Source organism: Vibrio sp. 10N.286.49.E11 (assembly GCF_041469505.1).
Lineage (GTDB): Bacteria > Pseudomonadota > Gammaproteobacteria > Enterobacterales > Vibrionaceae > Vibrio > Vibrio crassostreae_C.
In genome coordinates, this window is record NZ_JBFRKQ010000061.1 from 1 (window position 1) to 21,993 (window position 21,993).

17 protein-coding genes are annotated in these 21,993 nt (G+C 43.4%); 10 read left to right on the forward strand and 7 right to left on the reverse strand.

Annotated elements, in window-relative coordinates:
- Positions 1 to 108: 108 nt before the first annotated feature.
- Positions 109 to 1,203 (reverse strand): 3-phosphoserine/phosphohydroxythreonine transaminase, encoded by a 1,095-nt coding sequence (serC, locus tag AB4167_RS14775; RefSeq protein WP_017065411.1) that lies wholly within the window; start codon positions 1,201 to 1,203, stop codon positions 109 to 111.
- A gap of 163 nt (positions 1,204 to 1,366) precedes the next feature.
- Complete coding sequence (locus AB4167_RS14780; protein WP_136982103.1) at positions 1,367 to 2,629, reverse strand: DUF945 family protein; 1,263 nt, start codon at positions 2,627 to 2,629, stop codon at positions 1,367 to 1,369.
- Between the two features lie 183 nt (positions 2,630 to 2,812).
- Between AB4167_RS14780 and AB4167_RS14785 the strand changes: the two genes are divergently transcribed.
- From AB4167_RS14785 to AB4167_RS14795, 3 genes are all read left to right on the forward strand, one after another.
- Positions 2,813 to 4,756, forward strand: a complete 1,944-nt coding sequence (locus AB4167_RS14785; RefSeq protein ID WP_136982102.1) for an ATP-binding protein — start codon at positions 2,813 to 2,815, stop codon at positions 4,754 to 4,756.
- On the forward strand, positions 4,749 to 5,246 hold the full coding sequence (locus AB4167_RS14790) for a response regulator (RefSeq protein WP_017071960.1): 498 nt from the start codon (positions 4,749 to 4,751) through the stop codon (positions 5,244 to 5,246). The genes AB4167_RS14785 and AB4167_RS14790 overlap by 8 nt, the downstream gene beginning before the upstream one ends.
- 286 nt (positions 5,247 to 5,532) lie before the next feature.
- Complete coding sequence (locus AB4167_RS14795; protein ID WP_017060402.1) at positions 5,533 to 6,075, forward strand: hypothetical protein; 543 nt, start codon at positions 5,533 to 5,535, stop codon at positions 6,073 to 6,075.
- Between the two features lie 161 nt (positions 6,076 to 6,236).
- Here AB4167_RS14795 and AB4167_RS14800 read toward each other — a convergent pair whose 3' ends face one another.
- Positions 6,237 to 6,818 carry a TfoX/Sxy family DNA transformation protein gene (locus tag AB4167_RS14800; RefSeq protein ID WP_017060401.1) on the reverse strand — a complete coding sequence of 194 codons (582 nt, stop codon included), beginning with the start codon at positions 6,816 to 6,818 and terminating at the stop codon, positions 6,237 to 6,239.
- 357 nt (positions 6,819 to 7,175) lie between these two features.
- On the opposite strand from AB4167_RS14800, the gene AB4167_RS14805 reads away from it, so the two are divergent.
- The 5 genes from AB4167_RS14805 (at position 7,176) to AB4167_RS14825 (ending at position 12,735) form a co-directional block, all read left to right on the forward strand.
- Positions 7,176 to 8,096: an HDOD domain-containing protein gene (locus AB4167_RS14805; RefSeq protein WP_017066065.1), complete on the forward strand. Its 921-nt coding sequence runs from the start codon at positions 7,176 to 7,178 to the stop codon at positions 8,094 to 8,096.
- A 54-nt stretch (positions 8,097 to 8,150) separates the two neighbouring features.
- The gene (locus AB4167_RS14810; protein ID WP_136982101.1) at positions 8,151 to 9,056 is read left to right on the forward strand and encodes a lysine exporter LysO family protein; all 906 of its coding nucleotides are present in this window, start codon (positions 8,151 to 8,153) and stop codon (positions 9,054 to 9,056) included.
- A gap of 174 nt (positions 9,057 to 9,230) precedes the next feature.
- Positions 9,231 to 9,758: a hypothetical protein gene (locus tag AB4167_RS14815; protein WP_017066066.1), complete on the forward strand. Its 528-nt coding sequence runs from the start codon at positions 9,231 to 9,233 to the stop codon at positions 9,756 to 9,758.
- A 118-nt stretch (positions 9,759 to 9,876) separates the two neighbouring features.
- Positions 9,877 to 11,520 (forward strand): pyridoxal-dependent aspartate 1-decarboxylase PanP, encoded by a 1,644-nt coding sequence (gene panP / locus AB4167_RS14820; RefSeq protein WP_136982100.1) that lies wholly within the window; start codon positions 9,877 to 9,879, stop codon positions 11,518 to 11,520.
- A 360-nt stretch (positions 11,521 to 11,880) separates the two neighbouring features.
- Positions 11,881 to 12,735 (forward strand): MurR/RpiR family transcriptional regulator, encoded by an 855-nt coding sequence (locus tag AB4167_RS14825; protein ID WP_004734686.1) that lies wholly within the window; start codon positions 11,881 to 11,883, stop codon positions 12,733 to 12,735.
- 124 nt (positions 12,736 to 12,859) lie between these two features.
- Here the strand turns inward: AB4167_RS14825 and AB4167_RS14830 are convergent, their stop codons facing one another.
- Positions 12,860 to 14,152: an iron-containing alcohol dehydrogenase gene (locus tag AB4167_RS14830; RefSeq protein WP_372136697.1), complete on the reverse strand. Its 1,293-nt coding sequence runs from the start codon at positions 14,150 to 14,152 to the stop codon at positions 12,860 to 12,862.
- Positions 14,153 to 14,558: 406 nt separating this feature from the next.
- On the opposite strand from AB4167_RS14830, the gene AB4167_RS14835 reads away from it, so the two are divergent.
- Complete coding sequence (locus AB4167_RS14835) at positions 14,559 to 14,822, forward strand: GrxA family glutaredoxin (RefSeq protein WP_009847069.1); 264 nt, start codon at positions 14,559 to 14,561, stop codon at positions 14,820 to 14,822.
- Positions 14,823 to 15,071: 249 nt separating this feature from the next.
- Positions 15,072 to 16,754, forward strand: a complete 1,683-nt coding sequence (locus tag AB4167_RS14840) for an aspartate:alanine antiporter (RefSeq protein WP_017060395.1) — start codon at positions 15,072 to 15,074, stop codon at positions 16,752 to 16,754.
- Positions 16,755 to 17,060: 306 nt separating this feature from the next.
- Here AB4167_RS14840 and fabV read toward each other — a convergent pair whose 3' ends face one another.
- The 3 genes from fabV to AB4167_RS14855 all read right to left on the reverse strand — a co-directional run bounded on the left by fabV (position 17,061) and on the right by AB4167_RS14855 (position 21,441).
- Positions 17,061 to 18,263, reverse strand: a complete 1,203-nt coding sequence (gene fabV, locus AB4167_RS14845; protein WP_017060392.1) for an enoyl-ACP reductase FabV — start codon at positions 18,261 to 18,263, stop codon at positions 17,061 to 17,063.
- Positions 18,264 to 18,473: 210 nt separating this feature from the next.
- Positions 18,474 to 20,756, reverse strand: coding sequence for an acyl-CoA dehydrogenase (locus AB4167_RS14850; protein WP_017071963.1), 2,283 nt, complete (start codon positions 20,754 to 20,756; stop codon positions 18,474 to 18,476).
- A 55-nt stretch (positions 20,757 to 20,811) separates the two neighbouring features.
- Positions 20,812 to 21,441 carry a TetR/AcrR family transcriptional regulator gene (locus AB4167_RS14855; protein WP_017065403.1) on the reverse strand — a complete coding sequence of 210 codons (630 nt, stop codon included), beginning with the start codon at positions 21,439 to 21,441 and terminating at the stop codon, positions 20,812 to 20,814.
- Positions 21,442 to 21,993 lie beyond the last annotated feature (552 nt).

Genomic DNA, 21,993 nt, shown 5'->3' on the forward strand with positions numbered 1-21,993 from the left:
TCCGCGATGAACCAAAAAAATGCCGCAAAAGCGGCATCTATCTCGTTCGGTGCATTCGACACAATAAAAATCAAATAAGCAATTTATCAGTCAAAGCCCTATCATCGATTAAGCGTATTTCTCTTCGAAATCTTTCATGAAGCTAACCAGCGCTTGAACGCCTTCCAGAGACATTGCGTTGTAAAGTGAAGCTCTCATTCCACCTACTGCTCTATGGCCTTTCAGTGATTTCAGACCTGCAGCATCAGCCAATTCTAGGAACTTGCCATCTAACTCAGGTTTCGCCAGTTGGAACGGCACGTTCATTCTAGAACGGTTTGCAGTGTGAACATCGTTTTTGTAGAAAGCTGAGCTATCGATTGCATCGTAAAGCAGCGCTGCTTTCTCTTTGTTCACCAACTCCATCGCTTCAACGCCACCTTGAGCTTTCAGCCACTTGAACACAAGGCCTGATAGGTACCAAGCGTACGTTGGTGGTGTGTTGAACATTGAGTCTTTTTCAGCAAGTACTTTGTAGTTCAGAATACTCGGCAACACGTCGTTTGCGAGTTCGAGTAGATCATCACGTACGATTGCAATGCAGATACCCGCAGGGCCGATATTCTTTTGCGCGCCCGCGTAGATAACACCGTACTGAGACACATCAATCTTACGAGACAGAATGTTAGATGACATATCCGCTACGATTGGCTTATCCGTTTGAGGAAGCTCGCTGATTTCAATACCATCGATGGTTTCATTCGGACAGAAATGTACATACGCAGCTTCCGGGTCAATTTTCCAATCTTTAGCTGGAACAACCGCTGCTTTACCATCAATTGACGTCTTCGCGTTGAATACATCGATTTCGCAATATTTGCTCGCTTCAGTCACTGCACTTTCTGCCCAGTAACCCGCATCAATGTAAGTCGCTTTCGTCGCATCACCTAAAAGGTTTAGAGGAACAGCAGCGAATTGAGCACGAGCGCCCCCCTGACAGAAAAGAACTTTGTAGTTGTCTGGGATGTTCAGAAGATCACGTAGGTCCTGTTCGGACTCGTCAGCAACTTGAATAAATTCCTTGCTGCGATGGCTGATTTCCATCACGGAAGTCCCTAAACCATTCCAATCAATAAAGTCCGCTTGCGCTTGTTTCATTACCGGTTTAGGCAGTGCAGCTGGGCCAGCACTGAAGTTGAATACGTTATCTAATGTAAGTTCCATGGGGATGATTGCTCCTGCTAAATAATAACTATGCAAGTAATACCATGTTTTACCCAACATAAAAACAACAAAAGAGGTCTTAAGACCTCTTTTGTTTTGTACCGTATAAAATGTTTAAGCTTAACCTGCTAAATCACCCTATCAGTATTCACGCCTGCTCTGTTTATTGAACAAAAACCGGCATAAGTAGAGCGATTAATGGAATTTCTTGTCCATTTTCGAACACTAGGTTTCCATTTTCTAAGTCAGCGCTGATTTCATAACCACTGTCTGTTTCCTTGATCATTTCCATCACAAGCAATTCATCGATACCTTCACGGATGAATGGATACTCTTCAACAAGTTCATTTGAGAAGCTAGAGTGAACGTTGCCCGTTAATGCAGGCATGATCATCGAAGGGTTGCTGCTGATGTTTTCGGTCCCTTCCGGCACGCTCACCAACCACTTAGATTCGAACTGTCCCTTACCTAACTCTAACGACATGTTGTTCATTGAAAGGTCGAAACCTTTAGCAAACAGGATATCGATAAATGGAATGATCTCTGCAACGTCTTCTTGCGTCATCACAGGATTAGATTGGTAAATCTCAAAGATTTTCTCAAACGACTCGCTATCCAACTTCGACATTTCAAAATCGACGTTTAGGTTGTTCAACTGGCCTTCACTGGTCTCGATGTTTGCGATATCCAGCTTGAGGTTGCTGCGCAGACGCTTAGTTGCTTCATCTAGATGTGATTCAAAATCGTACTTAGAATTTTCAATGGTCATGAAAGGCTGCATTGCAGAATCTGAAACCAAGAAGCTATCGATAGTAAAATTCTGAGTACCTAACCAGTAGCCTTTCGCTTGTTGGCCTGAACCCACACCTTTCAGATTAGACAGCGTTACCTCTTCACCGGTTTCAAAATCAATTTGAACTGAAGGGATTGAAAGCTGGTAATCAACTTGGCCTAAAACAGTCGCATGGCCAGAAAGATTCGATTTAGTGATCGAGACCGAAGTCCCATTCTCATCAGAACCTTGGTGATTGAACTGGCTTAACTCAAAGTTAAAGTCAGTGTTGCCGTTTAGCTCAGTACTAGTGGTCAGAGTTAAAGGCAGAATATCGGTATTCTCAAACGTCGACAGTGCATTTAGACTCACCAAACCATGGCTAACCGCACTATTTATGACAAACTCACTCGGCAACCCATCAATCGCAAGTTGCTCTTTCAGGTTTTCATCCGTCACAGTTAAACGAGTGGTTACGTTGGAAGACAAGTAACCTCTATCGTATTCCACGATCTCAGCTTGAATGCTTGAATTGTTAAGCTTTGCAACACCGTCAGTAATAGCATTTTGTCCAATTTGGCCAACCGCTAAAGGCCAACATAGTGCCAATGAGATTGCTCCGCCAATTGCACCAATTTTTCTTAACTGTTCCATGAGTTCTCTTTCTACACGTGTCTGTTTTTTTTAGTCTACCCCATCAGTAGCAAACAAGAAACATTGAGTTAAATCAGTCTATTGCTCGATACTTCGATTGCCTCAATAAATTAACGGCTAGCTCTCATCCTTATTCGGCGGTTCTTGCTAGGCTAGAGACGTCGCTACTATTAAGGTTGAGCTGTGAATCAATACGCTGTTATCTGTTTGGACAATAATCCGGTTAGCATTGAAAGAATACGTTCGGAGCTGGCTCCGTTGGCTTGTGTATTCGATATTTATACTGCCGAGAACATCGAAGACGCACATCACGCATTAGAAGATATTCATGATCACAACCAAACCGTTGCCTTGGTGATCACTCATCATCATTCTGAATTTAATGGCGTGCAATTTCTGATTGAACTTGAACAGCTGCCCCATAGTAATACCGCAAGAACGATATTAGTCAGCGCTTCGTCAGACATTCAATCCATTCTAACCGCTGTAAATGAAGGCAGGCTCAACCACTGTCTAACCAAGCCGGTTCAAGATCAGGTTCTATTCAAATCAGCGCAAAAAGAGCTAACCTCTTTTGTCATCCAATACGACTCAGAAAACCTGCTCTCTTACAGCGATGCATTGGATCAACAGCGCTTACTCAGAGCGCACATTGAGCAAAAGATTCACTCTTTCCAATCGGGTTTCATTCACGACTACCACCAGCTTTCTGATAATGCCCTTGCAGAACGTGTTGTCAGTGCCTTACAAGATGTGTTTTCAAAAGATGATAAAACCAAGGCCATTCGTGACTACTCCCCCGAGCATCTGCTCACTGTGGAAGGCGAAGACAATCGCTTTTTATGGCTGATCATTGAGGGTGAAGCGGCTCTATATAAGAAAGATGAACTCGGGCAACAGCGGGAAGTGGTACGTCACTCCAAAGGGAACATTGTTGGCGGGATGTCATTTGTGACAGGTGAACCTTCGTTTTCTACCGCGGTCACCCTAACGCAAACACGCGTTATCAAGCTGGATAAAGATAGCTTTGCTCAGGTGATGCATTCAAACAATACTCTACTGCCGTTATTTACCAATCTACTGCTCCGTCATTTCAATCGACGTTTGCAACGCAGTATCACCAATAAGATCAAACTGCAACAAACATTAGAATCACTAGAGTCTGCACATCAGCAACTGATCGAAAAAGAGAAAATGGCGATGCTCGGGCAGCTTGTCGCGGGAGTCGCACATGAGCTGAATAACCCGATTGCTGCCATATTAAGAAGCATCGAAACTCTGTCAGACCATCTCGACCAAATATTGGCAAACCTATCCGTTCCAGAGTCCAATAAAGGGACTGACGTACTGGCACATTCAAAGTTAGCTAAGCCACTATCAACAGCCCAAGAAAGACAGCTCGTAAAGCATCTTACGTCGACGATTAATGACCGTGCTTTAGCAAAAAAAGCCGTGAGACTAAACCTAAGCCAAGACTCTACGGTTCTAAACACATTAAAGGCGTCCCCTGTCGCAGGCAAAGAGCTGCTCAATGACTTAGAGCATTACCATTATGTTGGAAACTCTATCCGCTCAATTCAAGTGTGCAGCAAGCGTATTGCCGATATGGTCAAAAGCTTAAAAAGCTATGCTAGAGAAGATGAAGAAGTTCGCCACTACACAGATATCCACGAAGGGCTTGAAGATACCTTAGTGATCTTCGAAAACAGGCTTAAACACCACCAACTCGAAAAGCATTACGATACCGACTTACCGCCTTTATTGTGCCAGTCGCTCTCGCTGCAACAAGTGTGGACCAACCTTATCTCCAATGCGCTCGATGCCCTATCTGAACGAGGAAAAGTGACCATCACCACTTCTCAACAGACAAAAGGCGACGACGCGTTTCTTGTGGTGCAAATCTCCGATACTGGCCACGGCATTGCCAAAGAAGACATCAACACCATTTTCAACCCAAATTTCACGACTAAAAAAGAAGGCAACTTTGGTTTAGGGATTGGGTTATCCATTTCTCAACAAATCGTTTCGGCTCATCAAGGGTTTATTTTGGTGGAGTCAGAGGTAGGCAGCCATACAAACATGCAAGTGTGGCTTCCATTCAAACAAGAAGGAGCACCTCATGAATAAGTACCTAATTTTATGTGTCGATGATGAACCTGAAGTTCTCAATAGTGTCCTTCAGGACTTGGCGATATTTGAAGAGAACTTTCTGGTTGAAGGTGCAGAGTCGGTCGATGAAGCCAAGCAAGTAATCAAAGAAATGGGACAAGATGGTATTAAGCTCGCGTTAATCTTGTGCGACCACATCATGCCAGAAAAGACCGGCATCGATTTTCTGATCGAACTCAATCAACACGACGCGACGAAACCAACACGTAAGCTGCTGCTCACAGGGCAAGCTGGGCTGGAAGATACCGTCACGGCCATTAACAACGCTGCACTTGATTTCTATATTTCAAAACCTTGGCAAGGCGATCAACTGAGAGACACGATTACTCAACAATTGACTGACTATGTCATTGCCAACGACAAGCAATTGCTAAACTGGACTTCCATCTTAGATACCGAGCGCATACTGACTTCAATGGCGGATAAACGCACCAGTTTTGGTGAATAGCACTGATTGGTTAATGGATACTGAGAATAGCGTCATCCGATATAAAAACCTTCCGAATGTATACAAATTTTGGATAATTCGCTCGTCTATTTTTCTCATTCGCCCTAAACATGAGATCTCCGTTACATACTGATCCTTAATTTGCTTGTTTTTTAACTAAATGAGTAAGGTTTTACATTTTAAAGGATTACTTTTCCGTGAGTTAGATTAAACTGTCTCAATGTTTATGGTTTGCCGATTTGTCTCAAACCAAAGGAATTAACACTAATATAGGTTTACGGTCGTTATGCGCAAAATTCTACTTACTACCGCTATGCTATTGGCTTCTGGTCAAGCACTAGCTGTTGATGAACAACCACAGGTAATGAGCAACTTTAACTATGATTACTTTGAAGCACGTATCGGTGCTAGCCCATTAACATTTGGTGGTGCGTTCAGTAAGTCCATTCACCCGAACGCTCACGCTATAGCACGTATCGATTCAGAATTTGAAAGCGATTACGACTCAGCTGTAGGTCTTGGTTTCCACGCTCCATTAAACAACTGGGCAGACCTAACAGGTGAAATGCTAGCTCGTATCGTTCAACCTGAGAACTCAAGCTCTACTGATATCGGTATGGAAATCAACATTGGTGTTCGCCAATGGCTTGGTCCACAACTAGAAGTTGGTGGTAAAGGTGGTTACGTTTCTATCGATGACAACGATGATTGGACAGGTTCTGTTTACGCGCGTTTCCACTCTACAGAGCTTTTCTCTTTAGGTGCTGAAGCTCGTATTAACGACTTCTACGGTGACCAACTTATGTTCACTGCTCGCTTCAAGTACTAATACTTAAAGCTCAAGCCCTAGCAAATAAGCTCTCTATGAGCACTTAGCCTTTTGATACTTAGTCTTTTAAGAAATCCGGCTAAGACAGAAACAAAAAAACCGAGGACATTCCTCGGTTTTTATTTATTAACAGTAATCTTAAGCATATAAGGTAAACTTCTTTAGTGGCAGCTCTTTAGTAATTGCTGTTTGCGTGGCTCTTGTAATAGTTTCCAGTGAATACCATCAATTGCACCCGCAAATTTCCAAAGTAGTTTTAGGTCAACATCGTTTCCGTACGCTTCGCGAACCTTATTAAACACTTCAGGTGCGCCCAACTGCATAAACATTGAAACATCATCCACACCCGCCTTTTTAACCATGCGCTCTAACGTAAGCTGCATGTTTGGTAGATCTCTTAATCTACGGCTAGCTGATGACTTCTTGAAGCTACGCTGCTGAATTGAATTATCGATTGAAGTACGAATAATACTATCCAATTCAGGATGTTCACAGGTAAACAGATCCGTAATGTCGTAATAGTTTACGGTTGCTGTTGTCTGCTTCTTTACATGACGATACTTTTCACAATCAAGATCGGTCAGTTTTTTATCTAATGATTTTCCACCTCTAATGAATAAACAACCTTCACTCAATAAAGCGAACATAGCGTCATTTTGAAAGAGGCCAATACCTCCGAACATAGAACGTTTTTGATGCTCACCAAATTGATTCACGTAATTAATAAATGCTGTCTCGGTCATATCCGTTGATCCTTAATCAAATTACCCCGATTAGGTTGATCACCAGACAAGCAGCTTGTTATGCGAAAATTTTAAATCTATTTTGTTATTCTATAGGTGAATATTATGGTTTCGTTTTTCACCTTTAAATAAATCATACTTCGAAAAGAAAAATAAGTCTGGACTTAGTTCACATCAATCAATTGAGTATTCCGGTTTTTCATGATTGACTTCACAGTAAACTATCAAACCATGCTTGAATTTGGACACCTAGTGATACACCGGTTCAAATTATTAAAGGTTATGTAGACGGGTGAGTATTGCCTCGCAGCATCGTGGCTTGTAAAATGGCAGGACAGACCTGTTTTTACTTTTTATATGAATCATTTATCGTTTTTCTGGCTACCTCAAAATAAGACTCTTCTCTTAAAGGGTCTAGAATCAGAGTTTGCCCAACTTGTTGGACATTCTATCTCAGCGGGAAAAATAACACTTCCTCCTATCCCTAACGTTGTACTGAAGATTCAATCGCTTTGTACCCTTGAATCAACTGGGATTGCTGACGTTGCCGAGTGCTTACTCGAAGACCCAGGCCTCGCTGCTATTGTCATTCGTGTGGCTAACTCTGTCGTCTTTAACCGACGTAATATTACTTGTGTTGATATTATGACGGCGGTGTCGCGCCTTGGCATATTAAGAGTACGTGACATCGTGACGGCTCAGGCTATTGAGCAACTCAAACACTCAGTCAACCTCAGTAAAGAATGTAATAAGGTATTGGTTCAGAGCGCTTCTGTATCAAAAGAGCTGGGCGCTACTATGGTGCTTGTTACCAACAGCTTCAAAGAGCTCTCCCCTACTGAATACCGTTACCTTGAGCATGAAAAATCGCTGCTTGTTGGATTACTGGCTGATATTGGTTTGTTCTGTTTGGTTAGCGAATACCACCTCTACCTCGAAAATGGCAATTACCTAGATCACGACATCGCTCTACAAATCTTCCAAGGCCAATGTTCTGCTACCAGTAAATTGGTGCTTAACCGTTGGGGCTTCGACAGCGACTTTATTGATGTGTGCAGCAATACCATCAATAACCACGAACAGCGTGAAGTCTCTTACTTAGATATCGCTCGAATCGCTAACCACCTGCTGATGTTCAGAAACAAGGATGAGAACATCGATGATCACGAAGTTGAACTTAACGTGACAGGTGCAGAGGTGCTTTATAAATTAAGCAACTTGAGCAAGCATGATTTTAATGCAAAGCTAAGCGACGTGATCAATACTAGCGGCTTCTAAGTCACTGTTAAATTACAAGTAAGTGTAATATGAAGTAAATGCAATGGGGAAAGCATGTTTACAGGGATGATCTTTATATTTGCGCCACTCGTCGTGGGGTATCTTTTTGCAATTTCGAACGCTCAGACATTAGAATTTATCAACCGCTCAACATCGCGGTTGATCTACGTGATTCTGGCGTTAATGGGACTAAGCTTAGCCGCCCTCGATAACCTAGGCAGTAACCTGCAGACAATCCTTCTATATACCGTCACTTTCTTTGTCTGCTTAAGCTTATGTAACCTAATGGCACTGCCCGCTATTGATAAGTTATTGCCACTCAAAACCGACAGTAGCAAGAAGAAGCTTCCCCTCTCTTCTATGGCGATGGAATCTGCAAAACTCATCTTAGTGGTAGGTTCAGGGCTAATCGCTGGCTTAGTGCTGCCTATTGGCCTTGATTGGGTTGATACCGCAAGCGAATGGATTCTGTTTGTTCTTCTATTCTTTATCGGCATTCAGCTGCGTAATAGCGGACTCACACTTCGTCAGATCTTACTCAACAAGCACGGTATGGTTATCGCAATCACCATTATCATCACCTCAATGTTAGGTGGTGTAATCGCGGCTTACATCCTAGATATCCCTCTGTTCAAAGCCTTGGCAATGTCTTCTGGATTTGGTTGGTACTCTCTGGCTGGTATCTTAATGGGTGACGCCTTTGGTCCTGTCTATGGTGGCGCTTCTTTCATGCTTGAGCTGTTAAGAGAGTTAGTTGCCTTGGTACTGATTCCAGTGCTAATTCGCAGCTACCCATGCACTTCCATTGGTTATGCTGGTGCGACTGCGATGGACTTCACCTTACCGGTCATTCAAACAACAGGCGGCGTTAGATGTGTGCCTATCGCTATCGTCAGTGGCTTTATCCTCAGCTTGCTTGTTCCGATATTGATGTTGTTCTTTGTATCTCTTGCTAACTAGATCGCAGGAATAGCGTTTGTTTTAGATTAGAATGCAACTCGAATACCAATGCCCAAGACACCGATACAGTTACCGAAATAAAAAGACACTAAGTGTCATTGCTCAACAAATAACGATCACGGTAACCTGTAACGACAAAGTTATAAAAAGAATAAACTTACAAAAGGAACCACTATGAAACGCCTTTGCGTCGCATTACTGCTAGCTTCAACTTCTACTTTCTCTTTTGCAGCAGATTCAATGTCTGAGACAAACCAGTGCCAAGCAAAAAAATATGATGCGTACATCGACGCTTCTTTGAATTGGTATGCCGACCTTGCTGCATTAACCTCTGAGCAATATCCAGAGCTAACAGAAGTGAGTGAGTGGTTCCTAGAAGGTCGTAAGCACCACTTTGAGCTTAACCGTGCTGCGGTTCACTACTACTTAGTAAACGACTCAAGCAAAGTGGCAACAGAGCAACCTGTAGAAGGTTGGTTGCAACTTGAGCAACACGACATTAAAACGCTATCAACACGTGATGATGAGCTTGGTAAAATCGCGAAAACAACATTCGATGACCGCCAATCAACGCCTCACGCTCAAAACTACGAACTACGTTCTGCCTTTGCAGAGCTGCTTAGTCACCCTAAGCAAATCGACTCAGCGCTGCAGCGTTACAACCAGTCGATCAGTAAACTTGAAGCGATTAAGTGTAAATAACCCCGCATTTAATATGCTTTTTTGAGAAGTTGGATTTCATAATTAAGACGGGACATTGTTCCCGTTTTCGTTTAGATTGTCCCGCTCGCGTCAATATTAGAAAAATAACTCGCTTGCTATGGTTACGGAACAAAAAACAGCAGATGTTAGCTTCGACAGTCTTCTACGTATCTTCACGGTACCTGAAGGCCCAGATTCAACACTCACTCAAATTGAAGACAAACTTTCACGAAACCTGAATCAATTCTTACGTGAACATATTGTGGCTGAAGAAAAGCCGCTACGTGAAATTGAGAAAGATTTTTCAAATGCTCATATCCCAGAGCAGCCTGAGTTTGTTTCTGAACATACTGAGCATCTCCTCGATTCTCTTGTGTCTCATTCGGTTCACACGTCTTCGCCAAGTTTTATTGGCCATATGACCTCTGCGTTGCCGTACTTCCTGATGCCGCTTTCAAAAATCATGATTGCGTTGAATCAGAATCTAGTAAAAATCGAGACCTCAAAAGCTTTCACTCCCCTAGAACGTCAAGTTCTGGGCATGTTACATCGCCTGATTTATCAAGATAGTGACCAGTTTTATTCTCGTTGGATGCACAGCGCAAACCACTCTTTAGGTGCGTTTTGTTCTGGCGGTACCATCGCGAACATTACAGCGCTCTGGGTTGCACGTAACAACGCTCTAAAAGCGCAAGGTTCGTTCAAAGGTGTAGAAAAAGAAGGCCTGTTTAAAGCCATGAAGCACTACGACTACGAAGGCCTTGCCATCTTAGTCTCTGAACGTGGCCACTACTCTCTGAAAAAAGCCGCGGATGTCCTTGGTATTGGTCAAGAAGGTCTAGTGTCTGTTAAAACAGATAACGACAACCGTATTTGTACTGATGATCTAAGACTCAAGATTGAGCAACTCAAGCAGAACAAGATCAAACCTTTCGCCGTCATTGGTGTGGCTGGTACAACCGAAACCGGTAATATCGACCCGCTAAGAGACATTGCTGAGGTGTGTGCCGAATCCGATTGTCATTTCCACGTTGATGCTGCTTGGGGCGGTGCGACTCTAATGTCTAACAATCATCGTCATCTGCTTGATGGTATTGAACTCGCGGATTCAGTCACGATTGATGCGCATAAACAGCTTTATATCCCTATGGGTGCGGGCATGGTTCTGTTTAAGAAGCCAGATGCGATGACTGCGATTGAACATCATGCTCAATACATTCTTCGTAAGGGCTCAAAAGATTTAGGCAGCCATACGTTAGAAGGTTCTCGTTCAGGCATGGCAATGCTGGTTTACGCCGCAATGCACATCATTAGCCGCCCAGGTTATGAACTGCTGATAGACCAAAGCATTAACAAAGCACGCTACTTTGCCGACCTAATTAAAGATCAGAGCGACTTCGAACTGGTTTCAGAACCTGAGCTTTGCCTACTGACTTATCGCTACGTACCTGAATCAGTCAAAGCTGCACTGCTTAAAGCTGAGCCTGAACATCGTATCGAACTGAATGAGTTGCTCAATGAGCTGACTAAGTTTATCCAGAAGAAGCAGCGTGAAACAGGTAAGTCTTTCGTGTCACGTACACGCTTAAACCCTGAAGCATGGGTACATCAGCCAATCATCGTTTTCCGCGTGGTATTAGCAAACCCACTAACAGGCAATGATATTCTTTCGTCAGTGCTTGAAGAACAGCGTGAGATCTCTAAACTAGCACCAAACTTGATGGGCAAAATCAACAAACTGGTTACGCAAATCAACGCATAGTCATTCAATTTTAGTTGCATCAAAACTGAAAATTTCTTTCTTTTTGATGTAACTAAGCTGTCAGTTCATACTCATTTTGCATTCTTTTTGCTCAAACTCTCTTCCAATTCTGTAGTTTTCTAAAATTTTGTTGAGGTTTGTCATATTCTTAAGCATTCATGCCCTGTTTTTGTATTAGTAAATAGTATGTTGGGTTTATACTGACTCTATGGTGCTAGTTAGCTTGATATCTATTTGACGCAGCAGTATTTACGATACCAAATATACATTTGGCTTTGTGTTTACTGATATTTGCTTCAGCCATACCCCCTGGTAAAAGATATTAACTAGCAAGTTGTTCTCTATACCCTTGTGAACACTATGAATACATTAGAAAAAATACAAAAAAACCTGGAAAATTTCAGCAAGTCTGAGCGCAAGGTAGCCGAAGTAATTATGGCTTCCCCTCAAACTGCAATTCATTCTAGCATTGCTACCTTAGCTAAAATGGCTGACGTGAGTGAGCCTACAGTTAACCGCTTCTGTCGTCGATTAGACACAAAGGGCTTCCCTGACTTCAAACTTCACCTAGCTCAAAGCTTGGCAAACGGTACACCTTACGTGAACCGTAATGTTGAAGAAGATGATGGTCCAGATGCTTATACGCATAAGATTTTCGAATCAACTATGGCTTGTCTAGACGTTGCTAAAAACAGTCTAGACGCGATGCAAGTAAACCGTGCTGTTGACTTGCTGACTCAAGCAAAACGCATTTCGTTCTTCGGACTGGGTGCCTCTTCTGCTGTCGCCAAAGATGCTCAAAACAAGTTTATTCGTTTTAATATCCCAATCACATGTTTCGAAGACATCGTGATGCAACGAATGAGCTGCATTAACTGCAGTGATAACGACGTTATTGTTCTTATCTCTCATACTGGCCGCACTAAAAGCCAAGTTGAGATTGCAAACTTAGCGCGTGAAAACGGTGCGACAGTTATTGCTATCACAGCAAAAGATTCTCCACTGGATAAAGCGAGCTCGTTGTCTATTTCTCTGGATGTTCCAGAAGACACTGACGTTTACATGCCAATGGCAAGTCGCGTTGTTCAGATGACGGTTATCGATGTGCTAGCGACAGGCTTTACGCTACGTCGTGGTTCTGGTTTCAGAGAGAACCTAAAGCGCGTCAAAGAGTCACTTCGTGATTCACGTTACGAGAAGTACTCTCAGTTCTAATCTGCTTAGTCATGAACTGAAAACAGATGACCAGAGAACAAGTTGAATTAAAAAAACGGAGCCTAGAGCTCCGTTTTTATTTGTCTGTATAAAATGACTTATACAACGAACAAGTTTAAGACCGTTAGATAGTCCAACTATTGCCCTTCTCAACCACGCTGTTTTCGGACGCATAAGAATTGATAATGGTAAAGCTCGACTCGACAACTGGCTCTTGCCCAATTTGATTCATTGAAGCTCCCTCATGATGCCCTTCTCTACAACTGCACTTCTCGCATACTTGCTTCAAAATATGCACGAGCCTCTCTTGGTTAAGCGGCAAAGGGTTTCCTTTAATCGCCACTGATTTGAGCGCGTCGGCAGACACCTCATCAAACTGGGCTTCACAGACACCAAATTCCAACAAGTTGGGTAACTTAAGCGTATCAAGCACTTCCGATAACCAAGAAATTGCCTCCTCTTCTATTGCTTCTACGTTACCTGTTACTATCTGAGCGATTCGCTGATAACGCGCTAGGATGTCGCTTCTTTGCTGCTCTTTTGCAACGGCTATGTTCTCCAACATCACAAACGGCGCTAAACGCGCGGTAATCACACTATGAGGCGCAGAAATCTTACCTCCTAGTGCGGAGGCTAAACCATGGGCTGCGCCAAGCTTGGCATTAGTTATCGCCATACCACCGAGCATAGAAGCGAAAGCAAGATCAGAACGCGCTTGAGGCTCATCATAAACACACGCTTTAACCACAGAACCACTCAACTTACGCAGCCCTTCTTCACAAATCATATCGGTTAACGGATTCGGTTCACCACACACGTAGGCTTCCATTAGATGAGTAAAGGCATCCATCGCACCTCGCCCTGATAGATATAGATTGGTTCCATGAGTTAGGGTTGGGTCGACAATCGCAACGTCGGCCAGCATGTCTGGGCTTCTCAGGCTGATTTTTACTTGGTCTTGGCCTGATTTCAGCACCGCGTTTTTAGTGACCTCGGCGCCGGTACTCGCTGTGGTTGGAATTGCGATAAACGGAAGTGGTTTGGTTTTAAGAGGAACATTACGCCCGACCACTTCAACATAGTCATATAAATTGCCTTGATTAGGTAAAACCGCAGCCAACGCTTTGCCCATATCGATGGCGCTACCGCCCCCCATGGCGACAACCATATCTGGCTTAAATCGACGAGCAGAAATAGCCGCCTCTTCAACCATTTTGATATTAGGTTCACCGGAAACGGCAATGTGCTGATAACGCATACTCTGCGCATCAAGATAGTCAGTAACAATTGAAGTGCGCTCTAATGTATTGCCTGTAACCAATAGCACGCTGTAGCCATATTGATTAAAGAGAGACAATGAAGCGGAAAGTGCTCCATCACCAAAGATGATCTTTGTAGATGTCATAAATTGAAACATGGTGCCTCCTGCGCCTATGACCGAACAAAACTGCGAACTCTTGGTTATTGGAATTTAGCCTTTATATAGTGCATCAGTATTAAGATGCCTCGTTCTGTATGCGCTTTTTTTGACGAGGTGCAACTTGTCGCATTAAAGATGGATTAATGTCGTATTCTTAGGGGTAATTCACACTCTTAAATTAAGGGTAATCAATCTGAATACCCATCAGAAATCAGCATGGATCCTTTTTGTGGCCATTATTTGCTCTGATAGACAAAACCTATTGTATTAAGAGGTAATTCCATCTTTATTTCCCCATGGCATTGAGGCATAGTTGGTTTTATGAAATTTTGAGTGGCATTCACTAAAGAATAGTTAACATAATCGAGTTAACGAGCCTCATCCCGTATTTAGGAGAAATTAAATGTTTGTAGTTATTTTTGGTCGCCCTGCTTGCCCATTCTGTGTTCGTGCAAAAGAGCATGCTGAAACTCTTAAAGCTAAACGCGATGACTTCAACTACCGTTACGTTGACATCCACGCTGAAGGTATCAGCAAAGCTGATCTAGAGAAGACTGTTGGTAAACCTGTCGATACAGTTCCACAAATCTTCATCGACCAAGACCACATCGGCGGCTGCACAGAATTTGAAGCATACGCAAAAGAAAACCTAGGTCTTTTCGACTAAGCTAGGATTTCTCAAACGAGAATCAGGGCTAAAGCCTTAAACAGCTGACCCATTTAGGCGTTAGACTGTACGATTTATAGAAAGCCCGCTCACTGTAGCGGGCTTTTTTATGACCAGTTTTCATACGGAATAAGAATAAGGTCAAAATCAAGTAAATTAACAAAATATTGCTTATAATTTATTTATATTTAGATACAATTCACCTCTCAAACTTACCCTGTGTTCCACGCCAATTATTGAGCGACCACCGTGAATATCGACGTTGTTTTTCTGTTAGAACAAAACCCCATTCTCCTCATCTTTGTTGTTTTATCGATTGGATTAGCCATTGGTAAAATTCGTTTCGGTAGCCTCCAACTTGGTAATTCAATCGGTGTTTTGATTACTTCCCTTATCATGGGACATCTTGGCTTTTCTTTTAACGCAGATGCGCTCACCATTGGTTTCATGCTGTTCATCTACTGTGTTGGCATTGAAGCTGGACCAAACTTCTTCGGTATCTTCTTCAGAGACGGTAAGCACTACCTCATTCTGAGCCTTGTGGTACTTTCTACCGCAATTGCCCTAACCTATTTCAGTAGTCATTACCTTGGCCTAGGCTTTGGTTTATCTGCAGGCATGATGGCAGGTGCCTTAACAGCAACGCCGATATTGGTAGGTGCTCAAGATGCTCTGAATTCTGGGCTTGCAGAATTACCAAGAAACATGGACTTGAGCCTGATTATCGAAAACCTTTCAGTCGGTTACGCGATGGCTTACTTGGTTGGCTTAATCAGTATGATTATGTTTGCTCGCTTGATTCCAAAACTTCAAAAAGTGAACCTACACGACTCGGCAGAGCAAATCGCCCAAGAACGTGGGTTAGGCGCTTCAGGTCAGCGTAAGGTTTACTTGCCCATTATTCGTGCTTATCGAGTGGGACCAGAGCTCATCTCTTGGACTGACGGTAAGAATCTGCGTGAACTGGGCATCTATCGCCAAACAGGCTGTTACATCGAGCGTATTCGACGTAATGGTATTCTTGCCCATCCAGATGGTGATGCAATTCTGCAAGAAGGCGATGAGATCGCATTGGTTGGTTTCCCAGATAGCCACGCTCGTCTAGACCCAAGCTTCCGTAACGGTAAAGAAGTTTTCGACCGTAACCTTCTCGATCTGCGTATCGTGGAAGAAGAGATCGTCGTTAAGAGTGACAGTATCGCAGGTAAGCGCCTATCAGACTTAAACCTGTCTGAATACGGCTGTTTCCTTAACCGCGTAGTACGTGCTCAGATTGAAATGCCGATGGACTTAAACATCGTGCTTTCTAAAGGTGACGTCCTACAGGTGAGTGGTGAAAAGAGTCGAGTGCACGGCCTAGCTGAGAAAATTGGTTTCATCTCAATCCACAGCCAAATGGCGGATTTGATGGCCTTCTGTAGCTTCTTCATTTTGGGTATTTTGTTTGGTTTGATCACCATGACATTCGGTCAGGTATCGTTTGGGCTAGGTAACGCGGTTGGCCTGCTTCTATCGGGCATCATGCTTGGTTTCCTACGAGCGAACCACCCTACTTTCGGTTATGTGCCTCAAGGTGCTCTGAACATGGTCAAAGACCTCGGTTTGATGTTCTTTATGGTCGGTATCGGCTTGAGCGCCGGTGGTAAGATATTTGAGCACTTAACCCAAGTTGGCCCACAGGTAATAGGTATTGCCCTAGTAGTGAGTGTGCTGCCAGTATTCTTCGCTTACTTGGTTGGCGCTTACGTATTGAAGATGAACCGAGCTTTGTTGTTCGGTGCAATCATTGGCGCGCGAACTTGCGCTCCAGCGATGGACATCGTAAATGACCACGCTCGCTCAACGATTCCGGCTCTGGGTTATGCGGGTACTTATGCGATAGCCAATATATTGATGACCTTAGCAGGTACTTTCATCATCATAATTAGCTAGCATCTGCTGCATTAAAAGCAGCCAAGCTTAGATATTTCGAATGCACTAATTCACTTTGGGTTAGTGCATTTTTTATAACCTGTTTTAAGCGGTTCAAGCCTTCTTCCCCACTCCTGCTCTTAACTCTCTTCATCCCTTATTTCTACTCTTGTCCCCCTTCGAATCGCGGTAGCCGTATCCGCTCTTAAATCTCTTCGCATCCCGCCACTCGAATCCCATATCTGCTCTTAATCTCTTGAACCAAATAGCAGACAAAAAAATAGGCGCTCAATGAGCGCCTATTTCGTTTAGATTCGATAACTTGAATTAGATGTCAGCTACATCAAATTCAACAGCTGGGTTAACGTCAGCTTCGTAATCAACACCTTCAACACCGAAACCAAATAGCTTCAAGAACTCTTCTTTGTACTCTACGTAGTCAGTCAGTTCTTTTAGGTTCTCAGTTGTGATTTGAGGCCATAGGTTACGACAGTGATCTTGAATGTCTTCGCGAAGCTCAAGGTCATCTAGACGTAGACGGTTCACTTCATCCACTTCTGGCGCGCTGCCGTCTTCTTTGTATAGACGTTGGCTGAACATACGGAAGATCTGTTCCATACAACCTTCGTGAATACCTTCTTCACGCATCTTCTTGAACACCATAGCGATGTAAAGAGGCATTACAGGGATTGCAGAACTTGCTTGAGTCACTACAGACTTAAGAACAGCAACGTTTGCAGTACCGCCAGTTTGGCCTAGCTTCTCGTTCAGCGCTGTCGCTGCACGGTCTAGATCCATCTTAGCTTTACCTAGTGCGCCATCCCAGTAGATTGGCCACGTTAGTTCAGTACCGATGTAGCTGTAAGCAACCGTCTTACAACCGTCCGCTAGAACACCAGCTTCAGAAAGAGCATTGATCCAAAGTTCCCAATCTTCACCGCCCATTACAGTAACAGTGTCTTTGATCTCTTCTTCAGTTGCAGGCTCTACGCTTGCTTCGATGATTGTGTCTTTGTTCGTATCAACCGCAGTTGACGTGTACGTTTCACCGATAGGCTTTAGAGATGAACGAATTACTTCGCCAGTCTCTGGCATTTTACGCACTGGAGACGCCAGTGAGTATACAACCATATCGATTTGGCCTAGATCTTCTTTGATCAGGTCAATTGTTTTCTGTTTCGCTTCGTTAGAGAAAGCATCGCCGTTCAGGCTTTTTGAATACAGGCCTTCTTCTTTAGCTAGCTTGTCGAACGCTGCTGAGTTGTAGAAACCAGCTGTGCCCGGCTTTTTCTCAGTACCGGCTTTCTCAAAGAAAACACCGATAGTTGAAGCGCCGCCACCAAATGCAGCCGCAATACGTGAAGACAAGCCGTAGCCACTTGAAGAGCCAACAACTAGTACACGTTTAGGTGCGTTTGCGATTGGGCCTTGAGCTTTTGTGTAAGCAATTTGTTCTTTTACATTAGCTTCACAACCGACTGGATGTGTTGTAGTACAGATGAATCCGCGAATTCGAGGTTTGATGATCATATTCAACTTCCTTAAAAAATCAGGTTAAGGATAAAAGTTTCGTACGCAAATGGCATCTAATTTCTGTAAAAATGTGGTGAAAATGCAAGTGGTTGGAGCACTCAGCGAATATTTGCTGACTAAGTCACCATTTGTTAACGCGTCTATTGCGACTTCTACGACAAAAACAAAAAAAGGCACCTAATAAGGTGCCTTTTGTCATTTATTTATCTAAGCAACGCTATTTAGCTTAGGTTTTAACTCTTTTCGCGTCAAAGTTTCACTGTAATCATGACTGAAGTGGTCAACTTGAATCGCTGCGTAGCGAAGTTTGTCTGCTGCAATGATTTGGTCAACTTCGTCTTGAGTAAGAACATCTGCCGCCAGTGCTTGAGCAAGTTTATCTTGCAATAGACCTTTACGAGCCACTTTGCCCTCTTTCACTGCTTTGAAGATCTTACGTTCGAGAGGCTTGATGCTGTACATCGCATTGAACGCATTCTCCATTAGGCCAACACTATCCTCTTCTTCTTTGCCTATGTAGCAAAGGTGAGTTAGACGTTCACGGTGTGCACCCGGAGTCATCAAGCTTTCTGCCAGTTGTACCGTTAGATTATCACTTGGTTTTTCAAAGTGGTTACCGACAGGGAAAACTAGACCTTTAAGTACTTTACCTACCATCTTGTTCGGGAAGTTTCTGTACGCTTCTTGTAGCGATTTAGCCGCGTTATGGAAACAGTGTTGAACCGCGTAGTGTACGTAGTCTAGGTCAGCTTGTTGACGACCTTCATCTTCATACTTCTTAAGCGCTGCAGACGCCATGTATAGGTAACTTAGACCATCACCTAGACGTGCAGAGATAAGCTCTTTACGTTTCAGTTCGCCACCTAGTGTAAGCATTGCGAAATCCGCACTCACTGCAAGCGCACGGCTCAAGCGAGTTAAGTCTTGGTAGTAAGGCTTCGTTGGACCGCTCATATCCGCTTTAATGAACTTAGAGCCTGTCAATGCCGCACCGAACGCACCAAACGTGTTCTTAGTTGCGTGAGAGATATGCTTGAACAACAAGTTATCGAAATCCTTCGCACCTTGCTTCTCATCTGGGTTTGCTGCCGCTTCCATTTCGCTTAGCACGTATGGGTGACAACGTGTCGCACCTTGACCGAAGATCATCAGGTTACGAGTTAAGATGTTCGCACCTTCTACTGTGATAGCAACTGGAATACCTAGGTAAGGCGCAGCTAAGTAGTTCATTGGACCATCTTGAATTGCACGACCAGAGTGGATATCCATTGAATCATTCAGGATAGTACGCGCCATTTCTGTCATGTGATATTTCGCGATAGCCGTAACGATACCCGGCTTCTCTTTCATATCGAGTGAAGTAGTTGTTAGTGTACGAGTCGCTTCTAGTAGATACGTTAAGCCACCAATACGACCTAAACTCTCTGCAACTCCTTCAAACTTACCAATCGACATACCGAACTGCTTACGAACATAAGCGTATGCGCCGGTCGTTTTCGCCGTTAGGTGGCCCATCGCCGTGCCAAGTGCGGGTAATGAGATACCACGACCTGCAGACAGACATTCCACCAGCATACGCCAGCCTTTACCTGCGTAATCGGCACCACCGATTAACCATTCCATAGGAATAAATACATCGTGACCGCGTGTTGGACCATTCATAAACGCAAGACCAAGTGGGTCATGACGCTCACCAATCACAACACCTTCGTGGTCAGCCGGGATTAGCGCACAAGTGATACCGATGTCTTCTTTGTCACCCAGTAGCTTTTCTGGATCGTGCAGTTTGAAAGCCAGACCAAGTACCGTCGCCACTGGTGCTAGTGTAATGTAGCGTTTGTTCCAGTTAAGCTTGATACCTAGCGTCTCTTTACCTTCGTGCATGCCCATGCACACAGTACCGACATCAGGGATACCACCCGCATCAGAACCCGCTTCTGGGCCTGTTAGTGCGAAACATGGGATATCTGTACCGTCAGCAAGACGAGGTAGCCAGTAGTCTTTTTGGTCTTGAGTGCCGTAGTGAGACAGCAGCTCACCAGGACCAAGAGAGTTTGGAACCATTACTGAAACCGCAGTACTGATACTGCGAGTCGCAATCTTAGTTACGATAGTTGAGTTAGCGTGTGCTGAGAATTCACGACCGCCATACTCTTTCGCAATAATTAGCGAAAAGAAACGCTCTTTGCGTAAGAAGTTCCACACCTCTTCAGGAAGGTCTCGATCTTCTTTTACAATTTGGTGGTCATCAAGCATAGCGAGCAAGGTTTCAAGCTCATTATCCATGAACGATTGCTCTTCTGCTGTCAGCTGAGGTTTTGGGTATTGGTGCAGCTTAGTGAAATCTGGTTTACCAGAAAACAGCTCTCCGTCCCACCACACGCTACCCGCTTCCATCGCTTCTTTCTCGGTGCTAGATAGTGGTGGTAGTACTTTTTTAAAGAGTTTAAAAGCTGGGTCACTTACCCATTTTTGTCTTAGAGAGCTCATAGTTCAGATCCTTTTGTTCACTATATTGGTTGTGAATGTTTCGCTTTTTATTGTTTTATTCTTCTGCTGACATGCCAGCGGCTAAATATGGAATAAGAATATCGACCACTGCCTTAGCATCTATCTTTCTGTCATAGTCATTCTCTGCAATTTCTACCAGAGCCTGACTTGATGCCATGGTGAATACACAAGTCCCTAGGGTGAAGTGTAATCGCCAAAATAACTGTTCTTGAGTGAGGTTCGGATTCGCCTTCATTACAGATGTCGTAAACAAAGAAAGTACTTCGCTGTAGCGAGTAGTAATGAACCAACGCAAGTGTCCTTGCACATCCGTATAGCCTCTGCCGATAAGTAACATGAATCGGCTTGTACCATTTGGCCTAACATCATTAAGTGCTCTTAGTGGCTGTCTCAACGACTCAAACACGTCACTCATAGAATACGTTTCGTTCAAGTTTAAGTTCACTAATGCATCTTGCAGTGCTGGCATAAATGCTTCTAAGTAACGATTGAGTACCGCACGAACCAGAGTCTTCTTATCGCCAAAGTGATAGTTCACTGAAGCTAAGTTGACATTCGCTTTACTCGTAATCGTACGTAAAGAGGTGTCATTAAAACCGTGCTCAGCAAATAAGCCTTCAGCCACATCTAAGATTTTGTCTTTGGTTGTACTTCTTGGTGCCATTTCAATCACTCGTATTAAACAACTGTTTGAAATATACGCTTTGTACATTTATTTAACAAGCAAGCAACATCACATTTTCACAAATTGGTCGTACCAGTTAATAAAACTCAGCACTAACCGATTGAATCGCTGTGTGTTTATAAAAAAAGAAAAAAATAATGAATTTTCTTGGAACTGAAATGGAAATGGAGAGTCCTAAATTAGGTAGAAAACAGCGTATTTAGAAGTTTAACAGGCCGTCAAACTTGTTCTTCTCACTGCTTTCTTAATTACTGCATTTTCCTTATTAACTCCTATACTTGTATCCGCCCAAACCGTGTTGGTTTGGGCTTTTTTTTGTTTGTTGTTTAGGGTGAAACCTTACTTACCCTTCTTCACAGCTACAACTACAAACTAAACAGCGCGATCGATTCTTTTTATATTGTCATTTTTTACTAAAAATCGAACTACCACGCTTGGCACATTGCTATCACTGAGATACGTATTTCAAACAACCTCCTAACCAACGTTTACCAATCTCTGCCCAAGCCGAATTCTAGCCTTGCATTTATT